An 18,115-nucleotide genomic window follows, 5' to 3' on the forward strand; every position below is an offset into this window, starting at 1 on the left:
ATGTCGTACACGGTTCGCCTGGCTGTTGCTTCACTGGCTGCATTGCTGGCCGCTTGTTCCAGCAATCCTCCGCCATCCCCGCCCAAGGTCGTTTCCAGGCCTGTCATTTCCGCTCCCCCTCAATTTTCTTCGCCTGTCGCCGATGACGTGCTGTTGCGTGCCATCGGGCTGGTGGGTACGCCTTATCGGTGGGGTGGCAACACGCCGGATTCCGGATTCGATTGCAGTGGCCTGATTGGCTACGTTTACCGCGATGCTGCAGGCATCACGCTGCCGCGCTCGACCCGCGAAATGATCACCTTGCGCGGTCCGGACATCGACCGCAGCCAGTTGCAGACTGGTGATCTGGTGTTCTTCGCCACGGGTGGCGGTTCGAATGTCAGCCATGCCGGGATCTACGTCGGCGAAGGACGTTTCGTTCATGCGCCTGCCACCGGTGGCACGGTCAAGTTGGACAGCCTCGATAAACCGTATTGGCAGAAAGCCTGGTTGAACGCCAAGCGAGTGATTCAGCCTTCCAATCTGGCGCGCAGTAACTGACTTCTTAAGAGCGTTTTGTCTGTTTGCTGTTTCCCGGCCAGCAGCCAATGACCCACGTCTCTTAGATTGACGCTCGCCAGTCAACCCTCTAACCTTCGCCGATTGTTTCAGGTGCCCGCAAAGGGTGAAACAGGGAAGCCGGTGCGAACGCGTTGCGATCCATCCCGGCACTGCCTCCGCAACGGTAAATGAGCCAAGGCCCGCACGATGCCACTGTGTTCGATGAACATGGGAAGGCGCGCGGCTTTTCATGAGTCCGGAGACCGGCCTGATCCATCCAACAGCATCACGGAGGGCGATGCTCTGCGCAGGCTCGACGTGTTTCGATGCCTGCTGTCAGTCCTTGTCTGCGCCCTCCGTTTGCCACACCTGCCCTCAAGCGGAGAGCTGAGATGAGCGAATCCCTCGAACGTGACGAACGCCACCTGGCGCGCATGCAGCGCAAAAAGGCGGTGATGGACGAACGCATTGCCAGCGCCCCCAATGAGTGCGGCCTGGTACTCGTACTGACCGGTAACGGTAAAGGCAAAAGCAGCTCGGCATTTGGCATGCTGGCGCGGGCCATGGGCCATGGCATGCAGTGCGGCGTGGTGCAATTCATCAAAGGCCGCAACGCCACGGGCGAAGAGCTGTTCTTCCGCCGTTTCCCCGAGCAAGTGCGTTACCACGTCATGGGCGAAGGCTTTACCTGGGAAACTCAGGACCGCCAGCGCGACATCGCCGCCGCGCAGGCCGCCTGGGCGGTGACTCAGGAACTGCTGCGTGATTCTTCGATTGGCCTGGTGATCCTCGACGAACTGAACATCGCCCTCAAGCACGGCTACCTTGATCTGGACCAGGTGCTCAGCGACTTGCAAGGCCGTCCACCGATGCAGCATGTGGTCATTACCGGGCGTGGCGCCAAACAGGAATTGATCGACCTGTCCGACACCGTCTCCGAGATCGGTGTGGTCAAGCACGCGTTTCAGGCCGGTATCAAGGCGCAGAAGGGCATCGAGCTGTGAGCTGCACCTATGAATGAAGCCGCTCGCCAATGCCCCGCCGTCCTGATCGCCGCACCTGCGTCGGGTCAGGGCAAGACCACTGTCACCGCCGCCCTCGCACGTTTGCATCGCAATCAGGGGCGTAACGTGCGCGTGTTCAAATGCGGGCCGGATTTTCTCGACCCGATGATTCTCGAACGCGCCAGTGGCAACCCGGTGTACCAACTGGACATGTGGATGGTCGGCGAGGCGGAAAGTCGTCGTTTGCTGTGGGAAGCGGCGGCTGAAGCCGATCTGATTTTGATCGAAGGTGTGATGGGCCTGTTCGATGGCACGCCATCCAGTGCCGATCTGGCCCGGCGTTTCGGTGTGCCGGTGCTGGGGGTGATTGATGGCACGGCCATGGCGCAAACCTTCGGCGCTCTGGCGCTGGGTCTTGCACGTTATCAGCCGGATTTGCCGTTCGCAGGCGTGCTGGCCAACCGAGTGGGCACGGTGCGTCATGCGCAATTACTCGAAGGCAGCCTGACCGAAGGGTTGCGCTGGTACGGGGCGCTCTCGCGGGAGACCGGCATCGAATTGCCGAGCCGTCATCTGGGACTGGTACAAGCCAGTGAGTTGAACGATCTGGACGCGCGTCTCGATGCTGCCGCTGAAGCGTTGGCCAGTACCTGCGATTCTGCGCTGCCTCCCGCTGTGACGTTCGAAGCGCCCGACATCGTGGCAGCCGAACCTTTGTTGGCGGGCGTGCGCATTGCCGTCGCCCGCGACGAGGCCTTTGCGTTCACCTACGGCGCCAGCCTCGATCTGCTGCGTGCAATGGGCGCTGAATTGCTGTTTTTCTCCCCGATCCGCGATAGCGCGTTGCCGCAAGCCGATAGCCTCTACCTGCCCGGTGGCTACCCCGAGTTGCATCATCTGGCTTTGGGGCAGAACCATTCGATGGTCCAGGCCATTCGTACTCACCACGCGGCGGGCAAGCCGCTGCTGGCCGAGTGCGGCGGCATGCTCTATCTGTTGAACGCCTTGACGGATGTAGACGGTCGGCGCGCCGAACTGGTGGGTTTGCTCGACGGTGAGGCCGTCATGCAAAAGCGCCTCGCTGCATTGGCGTTGCAGTCAGTGGCGTTGCCGGAAGGCACGTTGCGCGGGCACACCTATCATCATTCGCTGACCAGCACCGGCCTGACCCCGATCGCCCGTGGCATCAGCCCCAATGGCGGGCGTGGCGCCGAAGCGGTGTATCGCGACGGGCGAATGACTGCTTCGTACGTGCATTTCTACTTCCCGTCAAACCCACAGGCGATGGCGGCGCTGTTTTTGCCATGAATAGCCTTTCACCCGCCGCTCCTGGAATCATGGCTCACTTCCGTTGTTGGAACACATTCCCTTGTGGGAGCGCAAGAAGTGACTCCGCAGGTGCGCTATGACTGACCACGCCTTCAGCGACGAGGAGCGCGCCGCCGTTTACCGGGCCATTGCCGAACGCCGGGACATGCGGCACTTCAGCGGTGGTTCGGTTGCCCCGGAGCTTCTTGCACGCTTGCTGGAAGCGGCCCACCACGCGCCGAGTGTCGGCCTGATGCAGCCTTGGCGGTTCATTCGCATCAGCGATCGCTCGGTGCGCGAGCAGATTCAGGCGCAGGTCGAAGAAGAGCGCATCCGCACCGCCGAAGCGCTGGGCGAGCGCTCCGATGATTTCATGAAGCTGAAGGTCGAAGGCATCAATGACTGTGCTGAGGTGCTGGTCGCGGCGTTGATGGACGATCGCGAAAAACACATTTTTGGCCGTCGCACCTTGCCGGAAATGGACATGGCCTCGCTGTCCTGCGCGATCCAGAACCTGTGGCTCGCCGCCCGCGCCGAAGGGCTGGGCATGGGCTGGGTGTCGCTGTTCGATCCTCAGGCGCTGGCCGATTTGCTGAAGATGCCAAGCGGTTCAAAACCCTTGGCGATCCTGTGCCTGGGACCGGTCAAGGAATTCTACCCAGCGCCGATGCTGGTATTGGAAGGCTGGGCGCAGGCGCGTCCGCTGCAAGAGTTGGTCTTTGATAACACATGGGGAGTGAAGTCATGAGCGTGGCGTTATTGAGCGTCGCCGGGGTTGCGCTGGATGCGCTGCTGGGTGAGCCAAAACAAAACCACCCGCTGGTCGCGTTTGGCCGGTGTGCCGAGCGCATCGAACAGCGCTTCAACTCGGGCGGTCGCGGTTGGCGCAGCCATGGCGTCACCGCTTGGTTCATCGCGGTTATTCCTCTGACGTTGTTGGCCACTTTCCTCAGTTGGTTGCCGTATGTTGGCTGGCTGGTGGAGGTGCTCGCCCTGTATTGCGCCCTGGGTTTGCGCAGTCTGGGCGAGCACGTCGAACCGGTGGCGCAGGCGTTGCGCGGGGATAACATCGAAGAAGCGCGCCGTCGCGTGGGGTATCTCGTCAGCCGTCAGACCTCGGCGCTGGACGCCACTGAAGTCGCCCGCGCGGCCACCGAGTCGGTGCTGGAAAACGGCAGCGATGCGGTGTTTGCCGCGATCTTCTGGTTCGCCGTGCTCGGCGCGCCGGGCGTGGTGCTCTATCGCTTGAGCAATACGCTGGACGCCATGTGGGGCTACCGCAATGAACGTTTCGAGCGCTTCGGCTGGGCCGCAGCGAAAATCGACGACTTGCTCAACTACATTCCTGCGCGTCTAGTGGCACTGACCTACGCGCTGCTGGGCAAGACCCGGCTCGCGCTTCGCTGTTGGCGGACACAGGCGCCGAAATGGGACAGCCCGAATGCCGGGCCTGTCATGGCCTCTGGAGCGGGGGCGCTGGGTGTTGAACTGGGCGGCGCAGCGATTTATCACGGCGAGCTGCATCAGCGGCCGCAACTGGGCGACGGCGCTCCCGCCGACGCGAATTCCATCGATCGGGGTTGGCAACTGGTGCAGCGCGGGGTCTGGCTGTGGTTGCTGATTCTCTGTCTGGGGACTGAAATCTATGCTTGAGCACGGCGGGCGCTTGCGCGGGGCGGTGGCGAAGTACGGCATCGAACAGGCGGACTGGCTCGACCTGTCCAGCGGCATTTCGCCTTGGTCCTGGCCGATCCCGCCGATCCCCGAAGCGGCTTGGGCGCGTTTGCCGGAAACCGACGATGGGCTGGAGAACGCCGCCCGGGTTTATTACGGCGCCCCGGACGTGCTGCCAGTGGCCGGTTCTCAGGCCGCTATTCAAGCGCTGCCGCGTCTGCGGCAAACAGGCAAGGTGGGCGTGCTGTCGCCGTGTTATGCCGAGCACGCCGAGGCATGGCGCAGCAACGGCTTTCTGGTGCGTGAGGTGCTGGAGCATGAAATCGACCGCTTCATCGACGTCCTCGACGTATTGGTGGTGGTCAATCCGAACAACCCCACGGGGCTGAGCCTGACCCCGGCGCGCCTGCTGGAATGGCACGCACGGCTGGCACAGCGTGGCGGCTGGCTGGTTGTGGACGAAGCGTTCATGGACAACACGCCGCCGTTGAGTCTGGCCGCCGAAACCCAACGCCCCGGCCTGATCGTCTTGCGCTCGTTTGGCAAGTTCTTCGGTCTTGCGGGGGTTCGTTTGGGTTTCGTACTGGCCGAGTCGCGTTTTCTCAAAGTGCTCGCCAGACAGATTGGCCCTTGGTCAGTGAGTGGTCCTACGCGGATCCTCGGCCAAGTCTGTCTTGAGGATGTCGAAGGCCATCGATTGCAGCGCGAGCGTACGGAAAAAGCGTCGCGGCGGCTGGTGGACCTCTTGAGTCGTTTCGGTTTTGCCCCGCAAGGGGGCTGCGCGCTGTTTCAGTGGCTGATCACGCCGCTGGCCGCCGAGCTGTACGAATTCTGCGCACAACGGGGAATCCTCCTGCGCATCTTCTTGAACGAAGGATCGCATAACAGCAGCCTGCGCTTTGGTCTGCCCCGTGATAACGCCGACTGGCTGCGTCTGGAACAAGCGTTAAAAGCCTTTTCCGAGGAGCGTGCATGAACCCGCCAGAGCTGGGCAATACCCTGAGGGAGCAAGGCGCGACTCTGATGGTGCAAGGCACTACCTCGGACGCTGGCAAGAGCACGCTGGTGACCGCGCTGTGCCGTTGGTTGACTCGGCAAGGCGTGCGTACGGTGCCCTTCAAACCGCAGAACATGGCGCTCAACAGTGCCGTGACCACTGACGGTGGCGAGATTGGCCGAGCGCAAGCCGTGCAGGCTCAGGCGTGCGGCCTTGAGCCCCACACCGACATGAACCCGGTGCTGCTCAAACCCAACAGCGACACCGGCGCGCAGGTGATCATCCACGGCCGTGCCGTCACCACCATGAACGCCGTCGCCTATCACGATTACAAGGCCATTGCCATGCAGGCGGTGCTCGCCTCCCATCAGCGGTTGAGGGCGGGTTGGTCGGTGGTGATGGTGGAAGGCGCGGGGTCGCCTGCGGAAATCAACTTGCGTGCGGGTGACATCGCCAACATGGGGTTTGCCGAAGCGGTCGATTGCCCGGTGTTGTTGGTGGCGGACATCAATCGCGGCGGTGTCTTCGCGCATTTGGTGGGTACTCTGGAATTGCTGTCACCCAGCGAGCAGGCGCGGGTGAAGGGCTTCATCATCAATCGTTTTCGCGGCGATATCGCCTTGCTGCAACCGGGCCTCGACTGGCTGGAACAGCGCACCCACAAGCCGGTGGTCGGCGTCCTGCCTTACGTGATGGACCTGCATCTGGAGGCTGAAGACGGCCTCGATCAGCGTCAGATCGACAAGACCGAGCAGGTCATCAACGTCGTGGTGCCGGTGCTACCGCGCATCAGCAACCACACCGATTTCGACCCGTTGCGCCTGCATCCGCAGGTCAATCTGCAATTTGTTGGGCCGGGTCAGCCGATTCCCCCCGCCGACCTGATCATCCTGCCAGGCTCCAAGAGCGTGCGCAGCGACCTGACCTACCTGCGTAACAACGGTTGGGACACCGCGATCACCCGCCATCTGCGCTACGGCGGCAAAGTGCTGGGGATTTGTGGAGGGTTGCAGATGCTGGGCGAGGCGTTGCACGACCCGCTGGGCCTGGAGGGGGCTGCTGGATCGAGTTCTGGTCTGGGTTTGCTGGCCATGAGCACAGTGCTGGAGAACGAAAAACAGCTGCGTAACGTCAGTGGGCGTCTGACCCTCGAAGGCGCTGACGTGATCGGCTACGAGATTCACGCGGGCGTGACCAGCGGCCCGGCGCTGGACCGCCCGTTGGTGCAGCTCAGCGATGGCCGTTGCGACGGCGCCATGAGTGAGGACGGCCAAGTGCTCGGCACGTATTTGCATGGGCTGTTCGAGCATCCGGCGTCGAGCAGTGCCTTGCTGCGCTGGGCCGGTTTGCAGGATGTTCAACAAGTCGACTACCACGGGCTGCGCGAGCGCGACATTGAGCGTTTGGCGGATCTGGTGGAGACGCATCTGGACGGCAAGCTGCTGCGCGAACTCTGCGGCCTGGAGGCTGTTTGATGCTGCAATTGATTTTGGGTGGCACCCGTTCCGGCAAAAGCCGACTGGCGGAAAAACTCGCCAGGGACAGCGGGCGCGACGTTGTCTACATTGCCACCAGCCAGCCGCTGGACGGCGAAATGAATGAGCGGGTGATGCTGCACCGTCAGCGTCGTCCGGAGAATTGGGGGCTGGTCGAGGAACCGCTCGAACTGGCCCGTGTAATAAAGGAAAACGCAGGGCAAGGGCGCTGCCTGTTGGTGGACTGCCTGACCCTGTGGCTGACCAACCTGCTGATGCTGGACGATCCGCAGCGACTGGCGCAGGAACGCGAAGCGTTACTCGATGGCCTGGCCGATGTGCCCGGTGACATCATTTTCGTCAGCAACGAAACCGGGCTGGGCGTGGTGCCCCTCGGCGAGCTGACCCGTCGTTATGTCGATGAAGCCGGGTGGCTGCATCAGGCGCTGGCCGAGCGGTGCCAGCGCGTGGTATTCACCGTCGCCGGGCTGCCCATGACCCTGAAAGGATCCGCACTATGAGTAATGCCTGGTGGCATGCCCCCGCCCGTGAAATCAATCAGGACAGCCGTGAGCAAGCGCTGGCCCGACAGCAGCAATTGACCAAGCCTGCCGGGTCATTGGGCCAACTTGAAGTCGTCGCGGTGCAACTCGCCGGTTTGCAGGGCTGGGTCAAACCGGCGCTCGACAAGGTCTGGATCAGCATTTTTGCCGGGGATCACGGCGTTGTGGCCGAAGGCGTTTCGGCGTACCCGCAAGAAGTGACCGGGCAAATGCTGCACAACTTCATCATGGGCGGCGCCGCGATCAGCGTGCTGGCCAAACAGCTGTCGGCGCAGCTGGATGTGGTGGACTTGGGCACTGTGTCCTCGTTGAATCTGCCAGGCGTGCGGCATTTGAACCTCGGTGCGGGTACGGCCAACTTCGCCAAGGGTGAGGCGATGACTCAGGCGCAACTGGAAGGCGCGCTTGAAGGCGGCCGCGAAAGCGTGCTGCGCGCCAAATCGGCGGGCGCCGAGCTGTTTATCGGCGGCGAGATGGGCATTGGCAACACCACGGCAGCGAGTGCGGTGGCGTGCTCGTTGCTGAACTGCCCGGCGTCGTTGCTGGTGGGGCCGGGGACGGGGCTGGACGCCCAGGGCGTCAACCACAAGGCACAGGTCATCGAGCGTGCGTTACAACTGCACGCCGCTGAATCGGGCAATGCGTTGGGCAGCCTGCGTGCGATGGGGGGCTTTGAAGTGGCGGCGCTGGTCGGCGCCTACCTGGCCTGCGCGCAGGAAGGCGTTGCAGTGCTGGTGGACGGCTTTATTTGTACCGTCGCGGCACTGGTGGCCGTGCGTCTGAACCCGTCGTGCCGGGAATGGTTGTTCTTCGGTCATTGTGGCGCTGAGCCAGGCCATCGTCACGTGCTCGAAACCTTGCAAGCCGAACCGCTGCTGGAACTGGGCCTGCGTCTGGGCGAGGGCAGCGGCGCTGCGTTGGCGGTGCCGTTGCTGCGTCTGGCGTGCGAACTGCACAACGGCATGGCGACCTTTGCCGAAGCGGCCGTGGCGGATCGCCCGGCATGACCTTGCGTCTGGACCTGTTGCGCCACGGCGAAACCGAGCACGGTGGTGGTTTGCGCGGGAGTCTGGACGATGCATTGACCCCGCTGGGCTGGCAGCAAATGCGCGATGCAGTGGCCACGCCTCAGGCTTGGGATCGCATCGTCAGTTCACCATTGCAGCGCTGCGCACGTTTCGCGGAAGAATTGGCGATGCGTTTAAGCCTGCCGATGCATCTGGAGCCGGGCGTGCAAGAGCTGCATTTCGGTGACTGGGAGGGCGTCAACACAGCCCTGTTGATGGAGACCGACGCCGAAGGGCTTGGGAGGTTTTGGGAAAACCCTTACACCTTCACGCCACCGAATGGTGAGCCGGTGGTGGCTTTTTCCGAACGCGTTCTAGATGCTGTCCGACGTCTTCAAGCGGCGCATGAGGGCGAACGGGTGTTGCTTGTCTGCCACGGCGGGGTGATGCGTCTGCTGCTGGCACAGGCGCGGGGGCTGCCTCGGGAGCAATTGCTGCAAGTGGTCGTCGGTCATGGTGAACGCTTTTCTATTAACGTTGACGCTCATGGCGTGCTGACGGAGGCCTGAATGCTGCCGTTCTGGATCGCCCTGCAATTCCTCAGCAGCCTGCCGATTCGTTTGCCGGGCATGCCAACGCCGCAACAACTGGGACGCTCACTCCTGTTCTATCCCTTGGTGGGGGTGCTGTTCGGTTCGATCCTGATAGGGCTGAACGCGCTGTTGAGCGGCTCGCCCGTGTTTCTGCATGCCGCGTTGCTGCTGGCGGCATGGGTGCTGCTCAGCGGCGGGCTGCATCTGGATGGTCTGGCCGACAGTGCCGATGCCTGGCTCGGTGGGTTTGGTGATCGCGAGCGCACCCTGACGATCATGAAAGACCCTCGCAGCGGGCCGATTGCGGTGGTCACACTGGTGGTGGTGCTGCTGTTGAAGTTCACGGCGATTCTGGCGTTGGTCGACAGCCGTCATGAATCCGGCTTGTTACTGGCGGCAGTGATTGGCCGCGCCGCAATGCTTGGGCTGTTTCTCAATACACCTTATGTTCGCTCAGGCGGGTTGGGGCAGGCGTTAGCGGATCATTTGCCGCGTACGCTGGGCGTTCAGGTCTTGATCGCCACGGTGATCGGCTGCGTGTTAGTGGCAGGCGGAGCGGCGGTGGTTGCCATTCTCATCACCACCGCCGGGTTCTTCAGTTTGCGACGGCTAATGATACGGCGTTTGGGCGGCACCACCGGGGACACGGCCGGGGCGATGCTGGAGCTGCTGGAAGTGCTGGTGCTGGTCGCATTGGCGCTGGGTTGATTCCTGTGGCATCGATTGACACCCTTCGACCCCCGGCGTAGCTTCGCTGACGCAAATATGTCGGTTTACATCTAACTCTGTCCCCATGGCCACAGGAGAACAATAATGACATCGGTCTGGCGTACCAGCGGCTGGGTTCTATTGGGTAGCGCGCTGATTCTGGCCTTGTCGCTGGGGACGCGACACGGCTTCGGGTTGTTTCTGCCACCGATGAGCGCGCAATTTGGCTGGGGGCGGGAGGTATTTGCCTTCGCCATTGCCTTGCAGAACCTGATCTGGGGGCTTGCGCAACCCTTTACCGGTGCATTGGCAGACCGCTTCGGGGCCGCAAAAGTGGTGTTCGTTGGCGGCATTCTCTACGCTGCGGGTCTGGCTCTGATGAGCACGGCCGATTCGCCCGCCACGCTGTCCTTGAGCGCCGGTCTTTTGATTGGCATTGGGCTTTCCGGCACCACGTTCTCGATCATTCTGGGCGCGGTTGGGCGCGCACTGCCGCCCGAAAAGCGCAGCATGGGCATGGGGCTGGCCAGTGCGGCGGGGTCGTTCGGTCAGTTCGCCATGTTGCCAGGCACGCTGGGGCTGATTGGCTGGCTGGGCTGGTCCATGGCGCTGGTCGCACTCGGCTTTCTGGTGGCGTTCATCCTGCCCCTGGTGGCGATGCTCAAGGACAAGCCGGTCCCAGTGGCTGCCGGGGAGCAGACGTTGCGTGAAGCGCTGCATGAGGCATGCAGCCACTCAGGATTCTGGCTGCTGGCGTTCGGCTTTTTTGTCTGTGGTTTTCAGGTGGTGTTCATCGGCGTTCACCTTCCCGCGTATCTGGTGGACCAGCATCTGCCCGCGACCGTTGGCACGACTGTTCTGGCGCTGATCGGTTTGTTCAACGTGTTTGGCACCTACATCGCCGGCTGGCTCGGTGGACGAATGTCCAAGCCGCGTCTGCTGACGGGCCTCTATTTATTGCGGGCCGCGGTGATTGTGCTGTTCCTCTGGGTGCCGCTGACGCAGACTACGGCTTATCTGTTCGGTATTTCCATGGGCCTGCTCTGGCTGTCGACGGTGCCATTGACCAACGGCACCGTCGCCACGCTGTTTGGCGTGCGCAATTTGTCGATGCTGGGCGGCATCGTCTTCCTTTTTCACCAGTTGGGTGCCTTCCTCGGCGGCTGGCTGGGCGGTGTGGTCTATGACCACACCGGCAGTTACGACATGATCTGGCACGTTTCGATTGCCTTGAGCTTTATGGCGGCAGCGCTGAACTGGCCGGTGCGGGAACGACCGGTGGTGCGCCTGCGAGTGCTACCGGTGGCGCTGTGACACGGTTGATGCCCTGGGTGGCAGGCGTCGTCATCGTGACGGTGCTGCTGGCATTGACCTGGTGGGGCTGGCAGAGCGTCGGCCTGGGTGCCTTGCAGCTCGGCATGACCTGCTGAAGCGTTGTTGACCCTTAACGAAAAACCCCGCATCCATCGCTGGCTGCGGGGTTTTCTGTATGGCGGACCGGTGATGGCCGGTCCCGCCCACTGCATCAGAAGCGGTAGGTCAGGCCCAGGCCGAAACCGTTGGCGCTGTTGTCGTATTTGGACGAGTAGCGCTGGCCCAGAGCGTTGGAGCGGTTCACCTTGACGGTTTCTTCATCCAGATAGGAGTAGGCGACGTCGATGGTGATGTCGTCAGTCGGGCTGTAACCAGCGCCGATGCTGAAGATGGTGCGGTCGCCGGTCGGGATGCGTGGCGAACGATCAGTGTTGTTGGTTGGCGACTGGTCGAACGTCAGACCGGTGCGCAGTACCCACTGCTTGTTCAACTGGTAAGAGGTGCCGATGGCGTAAGCCCAGGTGTCATGCCAGTTCTGCTCTTCGGTGATGGTGCCGACCAGTGCCGGAGACAGCGCGCCGCCTGCTGCTGCGGTGACGCCAGAGTTTTGCACGGTAATGTCTTGCAGGCGGCTCCAGCGCGTCCAGGTGGCACCCGCATAGAGTTTCCAGTCGTCAGTCAGCTTTTGAGTGGCAGAGAAGTCAACGGACTCTGGCAGGTCCAGATCCAGCTTGGCGTCGTAGCGAGCGCTGCGCAGAAGAGTCGGCGGGTTGCCTGCGCCGGCGCGCACCTCGGTGTGCCCGTCGAGTTTGTACGTAACCTTGGAATGGTAAGTCAGACCGAGGCTGGTGGTGTCTGTGGCCTGAACCAGCAAGCCGACGTTGAAGCCATAACCGACGTCATCCCCTTTGACTTGAACGCGACCGTTGCCGGTACCAGGAATTGGTGTGTTCAGCGTCGATTCCAGCGCGCCGGAAATGCGGTTGATGGTTGGACCGAAGCCGATCGAAACCTTGTCATTGAAGGCGTAGCTGACGGTCGGCTGGAAGGTCACGACCTTCACGATACTCTTGCTGCCGAAGTTCTGGCCCTGAAAGCTGCTTTCATAGTCGGTGATCAGACCATAAGGCGCATAAACACCCAGACCGAAGGCCCAGTGGTCATCGACGGGGTTGACGTAGAAGCCCATCGGAACGGCAGTGAATGGAACCATGTCGCCTTTGTTGGTACCGGTGCGGCTACCGCTGGCGTCAGAGATGTCAGTCTTGGCATCGATCGCGGCCACGCCCACAGTCACTTGTTGGCGTTTGAGGCGCGACATGCCAGCCGGGTTGCCATAAACGGTACTTGCATCATCGGCAGAGGAGGAACGGCCCGCAAAACCGGTTCCCATCCCGCTGATGCTTTGTTCGTTCAGAGCAAAGCCGGATGCAAAAAGTTGGGTGGAGGCAAGTGTAACGGCGAGACTGAGGCTGGATCTGATCATTGTTTTTTTCATTGTTAGAACTCCTTGTTGATCACCGCGCGGAAATTACCAACATTTTTCATAACGCGCTATAGGCTGGATCACCCGATTTAGAGCAGTTTTTGTAGGACAATCTTGCGAAAATTGTTGTGATCTTCATCGAAACCGATGAGTCACGAAATGGCTGGTTCGGCCTGAAACAGGGGGCGAACCGAGGTTTGCCAGGCTGTCTCGAAATCCTGCAGGCGGCCATGAGGTTGAAATATCCTGCGCCAAATGCGCGCCATGCCCATGACGTCCTCTTCGGCGGGCAGGGCGAATCGGCTGGCTTCGACCATCATCCAGGCAATGGCCGTGGCATAGCGCAGGTTCACGGTCAGTTCCAGATCCGGCCCCGTGAGAAACGCATGTTGGCTGGCCAGCCCTCTGACCAGACTGGCAAGGTCAGGGTCCTTTGCCAGATAGCCATCCCAGAGTTTGTAGTGCAACGTGTCGGAAATCCCGTAAAGCCCGTGCCCGCGCTGGCTGTCGAGTTCGAAGCCCAGCGCCGACTGGCTGGCGGCGACCGCGAGGAGAAACGACTCCGCGCAGGGTTGGTGGCGACCGAGGTAGATCAGCGTGGGGCGGATCACGTATCGGCGCAGTTCACTGGCAGCGATTCCCATAACACCCTCGGGAAGTGAATGAGCCGGTGGACCCCGACGCTTGGCAGCGGAATGGAATCCGGGTCCACCGGAAGCGGCTCAGACCGCTTGAGTTGAAGCGTAGTCTCATATTTGCTGCGTAAAGGGCTGTTTTTAAAATATTTCCCGCTTTGCAGGCGCGCGCATATTGCGTCTGGCGATTAGCGTGAAGAATTTTTCATATGAAAAACAGGCACAAAAAAGCCCCACCGTTTGAGGGTGGGGCTGGGCAAACGAATATTTTTACCGACGAACGGTATCAGGCTGCCAGTGCCAGACGGGTGCGATTGATGACAGCTTGCAGCGGCTCAGGGCTGGAATACTGGTCGGGGTACAGACGTTCGCTGTGTCGGGCAATGCCGTGTTCGTTGACGAGGGTGAAGCTGAAGCAGCCTTTGCGGGCAGCCATGATCAGGCAGTCCATGGGTGCGAAGGCATGGGTGAGGGTACGGATGGCTTCCTGAGCCTGGATATGAGTAGTCATGTTAAAGGTGTTTCCTGAATCGACACGCTATCAGAAGCGTGCAAACTAAAAACGTTCCAGTAAACGCGAGCCGATGCTCGAAAGCGAGTCAGGGCAGGGCGCAGAACCTGTCTGGAACAGGGCAGCCAGATGAAGCGCGGTTATCGTTTGGCGCCGGGCTGACTGGTAGGTACTTCGGAGGGCAGGCGACACAACAGGAGCAAAGGTTCGATGCTCGGGGTGAAGATCCTGATCAATTTGCAGGTTGGTTCGGTCAGGTCATGAAGGCTTCATCGCGTCTGCAAACAGTCGGCAGATCGGACATTCATGACGGATAAACCATCGAGGCGATCGGTCCCTTACTCAGCTTCTGACGCGTTTGGCAAATCAGAATCAAGGGCTAAAGCCGATCGGAATTGATTTTCAGCTTGGTACTAACGGCGCGAAGAATACCTGACGTTCGGCCCACATGCAAGCGCTCGATAGAATTGCGGGAGAAATACGCGGTTCAGCCTGCGCAGCGCACATTAACAGCGCGGGTGACCGCTTTGAGATAGGAGATGGCCGTTTTTTCCTGCATTAAGTACGTTGTGACGCTTTACAAACGGCGGCTTATAGCGATTGGAAATTGACTTGTGCACATTAAAACGGTTAGCTGCCATCTCACTGTCACATTCCCTCCTAACAGTTTGATTTCAGTTGGCGAATTATTAAGTCAATGAAAATCTTCGCTTTTTTTCGTTGGTGAAAAAATCGTCAGTTTGAACGCAGGCCCCATTCTGCCTGCGTTTGCGGGGGATGGAGGGGTGTTGTCCACTGAGTTATCCACAGGATCTGTGGATTGTCCCGCGCGCTTGCTCTAGCGCGCACCTTTGCCAGATTGCACTACGCTTTCCATCTTCCTGTTTTCAGTGCTCATCGGAATCTGACGTCGGCGCAGCTTCTGCGCATAATGCCGCCAGCACGATTGTGGAGTTGGGAAATGTTTATGGCTTTTGACCTCACCAGCCTGTTGCTGGGATTGGGGGCGGCGGCATTGCCGTTGCTGGCGCTGGCGTGGCAGTTGCAGCGCAAGGTGGCGCAACGTGAGGCGGATTCACTGCTGGCGGATGAGCGTTTGATCAATGCCCAGATGGCGCAGGATGGCTTGAGCGCGCAGCTCGATGCCAGCCGCGATGAGATCAGCGATCTAAGCCAGGCCAATGCTATCAAACAGGCCGATCTGGCTGCGCTGCGCCGAGAAGTCGAACTGCTGCGTCAGCAACACGATACGGCGCGCCAGGCGCAGGAGGACTGGGCGCAAGAGCGTAATGACAAGGAAAGTGAACTGCGTCGTCTGAGCGCGCAATGCGCATCGCTCAGTGCAGAACTCAAGGAGCAGCAGGACAGCCATCAGCAGCGTTTGAATGACCTGCAAGGTTCACGGGACGAATTGCGCGCGCAGTTTGCCGAGCTGGCCGGGAAGATTTTCGATGAGCGCGAGCAGCGCTTTGCCGAGACCAGCCAGCAACAACTGGGGCAACTGCTCAATCCGTTGAAGGAGCGCATTCAGTCGTTCGAAAAGCGCGTCGAAGAAAGCTATCAGCAGGAGGCGCGTGAACGGTTCTCGCTGGGCAAGGAACTGGAGCGGCTGCAACAGCTCAACCAGCGACTGAGTGACGAGGCCACCAACCTGACCCGTGCGTTGAAGGGGCAGAAGACGCAAGGCAATTGGGGCGAGTTGATCCTGGAGCGGGTGCTGGAACATGCCGGGCTGGAGAAGGGGCGTGAGTATCAGACTCAGGTGAGCCTCAAAGGCCCGGACGGCGAGCGTTTTCAGCCTGACGTCTTGATCATGCTGCCCGGTGACAAGCAGGTCGTGGTCGACGCCAAGGTCAGTCTCACGGCCTATCAGCAATTCGTTTCGGCCGAGGATCAGGTGATCGCACAGGTGGCGTTGAAGCAGCATGTGCAGTCGTTGCGCAACCACGTTAAGGGGCTGTCAGGTAAGGATTACAAGCGCCTCGAAGGTCTTCATAGCCTGGATTTCGTGTTGCTTTTCGTGCCGATCGAGGCGGCTTTTTCGGCGGCGTTGCAAGCCGAACCCACCCTGTTCCAGGACGCGTTCGATCGCAATATCGTGATCGTCAGCCCGACAACGTTGTTGGCCACGTTGCGCGTCATCGACAGCCTATGGAAGCAGGAGCGTCAAAGCCAGAACGCCCGGGAAATCGCCGAGCGGGCGGGGTGGCTGTACGACAAATTCGTGTTGTTCATTCAGGATCTGGACGAAGTGGGCAACCGCCTGCAACAACTCGACAAGGCCTATGGCGCGGCGCGCAACAAGCTGGTGGAAGGGCGGGGCAATCTGGTCAGCCGCAGTGAGCAGCTCAAATTGCTGGGCGCCAGAGCGAGCAAGAATCTGCCTGCCGACCTGCTGGAACGTGCGCTGACCGATGAAGACGGGCTGGTGCAATTGCCGGAGTAATGCCGTTGACGTTCTAGCAGCACGGCTTGCCGACGTTGGCGTATGCGGTATCGCTGCAGTCGGCAAGCCGGACTGCTACCGGGTCTTCTAACAATTTCATGTAAATGTGTATACATAAAATCTTCTTGATCCCGAGCTTGCCGGAAATGCACCTCGATCATGCATCGCTGCACCGTCAGTGGGCGTATAGGCTGATAAGGCGACTCACCCGCTGCAGCTTCCGCCTCGCCATGAACCTCTTGTAACACCGCTGTTCAGCGCACATTTGTCGACTTGAAAATAACGATGGCACGCATTCTGCCTGTCACTTCGTATACAACAAACGCTCGCTCCCGTACGCAGTGTGTTCAGCCGGTATGCTTCGGGAGCCTGTTCGTCCTTTCAGGGAGACATGCGATGACCGAGCCAATGCCCAAGGGCTATAGCCCACGCCTCTATAACCAGGACCTGGGGCCACTGCCGCAGAAGTGGACCTGGTACAACATTTTTGCGTTCTGGATGAGTGATGTGCACAGCGTTGGTGGCTATGTGTTCGCGGCCAGCCTGTTCGCACTGGGCCTGGCGAGCTGGCAGGTGCTGATCGCGCTGCTGGTGGGGATTTGCATCATCCAGGTGATCGCCAACTTGCTGGCCAAACCCAGTCAGCAAGCGGCTGTGCCCTATCCTGTGATCTGCCGCCTTGCTTTCGGTGTGTTCGGTGCGAATATTCCGGCGGTCATTCGTGGGTTGATCGCGGTCGCGTGGTACGGCGTGCAGACCTATCTGGCGTCCAGTGCGCTGATCATCGTGGTGCTGCGCTTCTTCCCACAGATGTCGGTCTATGCGGAGCCTCATTTTGCAGGTTTGTCCTACCTGGGCTGGTTTGGCTTCCTGGTGCTCTGGTTGGTGCAGGCCGCTGTGTTCTGGACCGGCATGGATTCGATTCGTCGCTTTATCGACTGGGCTGGACCGGTCGTGTATGCGGTGATGTTTTTGCTGGCGGGCTGGATCGTCTGGAAAGCCGGTTGGGCGAATATCAGCTTTACCCTGTCGGAAAAGTCTCTGAGCGGTTGGGAAGCGGTGTCTCAAGTGATCATGGCGACAGCGCTGGTGGTGTCGTACTTCTCCGGTCCTACGCTCAACTTCGGTGACTTCAGCCGCTATTGCCGGAGCATGTCCGAAGTACGCCGTGGCAATTTCTGGGGCTTGCCGGTCAACTTTCTGGCCTTTTCGCTGGTGACCGTGGTCATCGTCTCGGGAACCCTGCCCGTGTTTGGCGAAATGCTCCACGACCCGATCGCCACCGTGGCGCGCATCGACAATGATGTGGCGGTGCTGCTGGGGGCGTTCGCATTCGTGACCGCCACCATCGGCATCAACATCGTCGCCAACTTCGTGTCTCCGGCGTTCGATTTCGCCAACGTCGCACCGAGCAAAATCAGCTGGCGAGTGGGCGGGATGATCGCCGCTGTGGCGTCGATCTTCATCACGCCGTGGAACCTGTTCAACAACCCGCAGGTGATCCACTACACCCTGGATGTGCTGGCGGCGTTCATCGGGCCGCTGTTCGGTATCCTGCTGGTGGACTACTACGTGATCAAGAAGCAGCAAATCGATGTCGATGCGCTGTTCAATGACGGTCCGACAGGCCGTTACTGGTACAGCGGCGGGGTGAACTACACGGCGGTCAAGGCGCTGATTCTGGCGACCCTGGCGGGCATCGCGATCACCTTCGTCCCTGCGTTGCAGCCGATGGCCAACTTCGCATGGTTTACAGGATGTTTCCTTGGCGGCGCGCTGTTTTTCCTCTTCGCGCGCCGTAGCCAAGCCCATGAAAGCGCAACGTTGGCCCCAGCTACTGCGGGTTAGAGCCAA

17 protein-coding genes and 1 riboswitch are annotated in these 18,115 nt (G+C 60.6%); of the genes, 14 read left to right on the forward strand and 3 right to left on the reverse strand.

Annotation, left to right across the window (positions count from 1 at the left end; translation table 11 throughout):
- The 12 genes from ACI2KB_RS23870 to ACI2KB_RS23925 all read left to right on the forward strand — a co-directional run bounded on the left by ACI2KB_RS23870 (position 1) and on the right by ACI2KB_RS23925 (position 11,183).
- Positions 1–540: a C40 family peptidase gene (locus ACI2KB_RS23870; RefSeq protein WP_404638605.1), complete on the forward strand. Its 540-nt coding sequence runs from the start codon at positions 1–3 to the stop codon at positions 538–540.
- Between the two features lie 92 nt (positions 541–632).
- A riboswitch (cobalamin riboswitch) is annotated at positions 633–827 on the forward strand.
- Positions 828–932: 105 nt separating this feature from the next.
- Complete coding sequence (gene cobO / locus ACI2KB_RS23875; RefSeq protein WP_404638607.1) at positions 933–1,544, forward strand: cob(I)yrinic acid a,c-diamide adenosyltransferase; 612 nt, start codon at positions 933–935, stop codon at positions 1,542–1,544.
- Between the two features lie 9 nt (positions 1,545–1,553).
- Entirely contained in the window at positions 1,554–2,852 is a 1,299-nt protein-coding gene (locus ACI2KB_RS23880) for a cobyrinate a,c-diamide synthase (protein WP_404638609.1), read from the forward strand.
- Between the two features lie 97 nt (positions 2,853–2,949).
- Positions 2,950–3,600, forward strand: coding sequence for a 5,6-dimethylbenzimidazole synthase (bluB, locus tag ACI2KB_RS23885; RefSeq protein ID WP_404638611.1), 651 nt, complete (start codon positions 2,950–2,952; stop codon positions 3,598–3,600).
- Positions 3,597–4,505 carry an adenosylcobinamide-phosphate synthase CbiB gene (gene cbiB / locus ACI2KB_RS23890; protein WP_404638613.1) on the forward strand — a complete coding sequence of 303 codons (909 nt, stop codon included), beginning with the start codon at positions 3,597–3,599 and terminating at the stop codon, positions 4,503–4,505. Before bluB ends, cbiB begins: the two co-directional genes overlap by 4 nt.
- Positions 4,498–5,502 (forward strand): threonine-phosphate decarboxylase CobD, encoded by a 1,005-nt coding sequence (gene cobD / locus ACI2KB_RS23895; RefSeq protein WP_404638615.1) that lies wholly within the window; start codon positions 4,498–4,500, stop codon positions 5,500–5,502. Before cbiB ends, cobD begins: the two co-directional genes overlap by 8 nt.
- A gap of 23 nt (positions 5,503–5,525) precedes the next feature.
- A complete protein-coding gene (locus ACI2KB_RS23900) occupies positions 5,526–6,998 on the forward strand; it encodes a cobyric acid synthase (protein ID WP_404638699.1) in 1,473 nt (490 codons plus the stop codon).
- Positions 6,998–7,519 carry a bifunctional adenosylcobinamide kinase/adenosylcobinamide-phosphate guanylyltransferase gene (cobU, locus tag ACI2KB_RS23905; protein WP_404638617.1) on the forward strand — a complete coding sequence of 174 codons (522 nt, stop codon included), beginning with the start codon at positions 6,998–7,000 and terminating at the stop codon, positions 7,517–7,519. The genes ACI2KB_RS23900 and cobU overlap by 1 nt, the downstream gene beginning before the upstream one ends.
- The gene (cobT, locus tag ACI2KB_RS23910) at positions 7,516–8,568 is read left to right on the forward strand and encodes a nicotinate-nucleotide--dimethylbenzimidazole phosphoribosyltransferase (protein WP_404638619.1); all 1,053 of its coding nucleotides are present in this window, start codon (positions 7,516–7,518) and stop codon (positions 8,566–8,568) included. Before cobU ends, cobT begins: the two co-directional genes overlap by 4 nt.
- Complete coding sequence (gene cobC / locus ACI2KB_RS23915) at positions 8,565–9,137, forward strand: alpha-ribazole phosphatase family protein (RefSeq protein WP_404638621.1); 573 nt, start codon at positions 8,565–8,567, stop codon at positions 9,135–9,137. Before cobT ends, cobC begins: the two co-directional genes overlap by 4 nt.
- The gene (locus ACI2KB_RS23920) at positions 9,138–9,869 is read left to right on the forward strand and encodes an adenosylcobinamide-GDP ribazoletransferase (protein WP_404638623.1); all 732 of its coding nucleotides are present in this window, start codon (positions 9,138–9,140) and stop codon (positions 9,867–9,869) included.
- Between the two features lie 105 nt (positions 9,870–9,974).
- Positions 9,975–11,183, forward strand: coding sequence for an MFS transporter (locus ACI2KB_RS23925; protein WP_404638625.1), 1,209 nt, complete (start codon positions 9,975–9,977; stop codon positions 11,181–11,183).
- Positions 11,184–11,394: 211 nt separating this feature from the next.
- On the opposite strand, the gene ACI2KB_RS23930 is transcribed toward ACI2KB_RS23925, so the two are convergent.
- The 3 genes from ACI2KB_RS23930 to ACI2KB_RS23940 form a co-directional block, all read right to left on the reverse strand.
- The gene (locus tag ACI2KB_RS23930; protein WP_404638627.1) at positions 11,395–12,681 is read right to left on the reverse strand and encodes an OmpP1/FadL family transporter; all 1,287 of its coding nucleotides are present in this window, start codon (positions 12,679–12,681) and stop codon (positions 11,395–11,397) included.
- A 140-nt stretch (positions 12,682–12,821) separates the two neighbouring features.
- Entirely contained in the window at positions 12,822–13,313 is a 492-nt protein-coding gene (locus ACI2KB_RS23935) for a hypothetical protein (RefSeq protein WP_404638629.1), read from the reverse strand.
- Between the two features lie 277 nt (positions 13,314–13,590).
- Positions 13,591–13,815 carry a hypothetical protein gene (locus ACI2KB_RS23940; protein WP_404638631.1) on the reverse strand — a complete coding sequence of 75 codons (225 nt, stop codon included), beginning with the start codon at positions 13,813–13,815 and terminating at the stop codon, positions 13,591–13,593.
- A 1,081-nt stretch (positions 13,816–14,896) separates the two neighbouring features.
- Between ACI2KB_RS23940 and rmuC the strand changes: the two genes are divergently transcribed.
- Entirely contained in the window at positions 14,897–16,261 is a 1,365-nt protein-coding gene (gene rmuC / locus ACI2KB_RS23945) for a DNA recombination protein RmuC (RefSeq protein WP_404638701.1), read from the forward strand.
- Between the two features lie 396 nt (positions 16,262–16,657).
- Positions 16,658–18,109, forward strand: coding sequence for an NCS1 family nucleobase:cation symporter-1 (locus ACI2KB_RS23950; protein WP_404638633.1), 1,452 nt, complete (start codon positions 16,658–16,660; stop codon positions 18,107–18,109).
- Positions 18,110–18,115 lie beyond the last annotated feature (6 nt).

The organism is Pseudomonas sp. NPDC088444 (assembly GCF_044900175.1).
Classification (GTDB): Bacteria; Pseudomonadota; Gammaproteobacteria; order Pseudomonadales; family Pseudomonadaceae; genus Aquipseudomonas.

Bases quoted from the DNA above. Each gene is read 5' to 3' on its own strand.
- ACI2KB_RS23870 (WP_404638605.1), top strand. From the start codon at position 1: ATGTCGTACACGGTTCGCCTGGCTGTTGCTTCACTGGCTGCATTGCTG.
- cobO (WP_404638607.1), top strand. From the start codon at position 933: ATGAGCGAATCCCTCGAACGTGACGAACGCCACCTGGCGCGCATGCAG.
- ACI2KB_RS23880 (WP_404638609.1), top strand. From the start codon at position 1,554: ATGAATGAAGCCGCTCGCCAATGCCCCGCCGTCCTGATCGCCGCACCT.
- bluB (WP_404638611.1), top strand. From the start codon at position 2,950: ATGACTGACCACGCCTTCAGCGACGAGGAGCGCGCCGCCGTTTACCGG.
- cbiB (WP_404638613.1), top strand. From the start codon at position 3,597: ATGAGCGTGGCGTTATTGAGCGTCGCCGGGGTTGCGCTGGATGCGCTG.
- cobD (WP_404638615.1), top strand. From the start codon at position 4,498: ATGCTTGAGCACGGCGGGCGCTTGCGCGGGGCGGTGGCGAAGTACGGC.
- cobU (WP_404638617.1), top strand. From the start codon at position 6,998: ATGCTGCAATTGATTTTGGGTGGCACCCGTTCCGGCAAAAGCCGACTG.
- cobT (WP_404638619.1), top strand. From the start codon at position 7,516: ATGAGTAATGCCTGGTGGCATGCCCCCGCCCGTGAAATCAATCAGGAC.
- cobC (WP_404638621.1), top strand. From the start codon at position 8,565: ATGACCTTGCGTCTGGACCTGTTGCGCCACGGCGAAACCGAGCACGGT.
- ACI2KB_RS23920 (WP_404638623.1), top strand. From the start codon at position 9,138: ATGCTGCCGTTCTGGATCGCCCTGCAATTCCTCAGCAGCCTGCCGATT.
- ACI2KB_RS23925 (WP_404638625.1), top strand. From the start codon at position 9,975: ATGACATCGGTCTGGCGTACCAGCGGCTGGGTTCTATTGGGTAGCGCG.
- ACI2KB_RS23930 (WP_404638627.1), bottom strand. From the start codon at position 12,681: ATGAAAAAAACAATGATCAGATCCAGCCTCAGTCTCGCCGTTACACTT.
- ACI2KB_RS23935 (WP_404638629.1), bottom strand. From the start codon at position 13,313: ATGGGAATCGCTGCCAGTGAACTGCGCCGATACGTGATCCGCCCCACG.
- ACI2KB_RS23940 (WP_404638631.1), bottom strand. From the start codon at position 13,815: ATGACTACTCATATCCAGGCTCAGGAAGCCATCCGTACCCTCACCCAT.
- ACI2KB_RS23950 (WP_404638633.1), top strand. From the start codon at position 16,658: ATGACCGAGCCAATGCCCAAGGGCTATAGCCCACGCCTCTATAACCAG.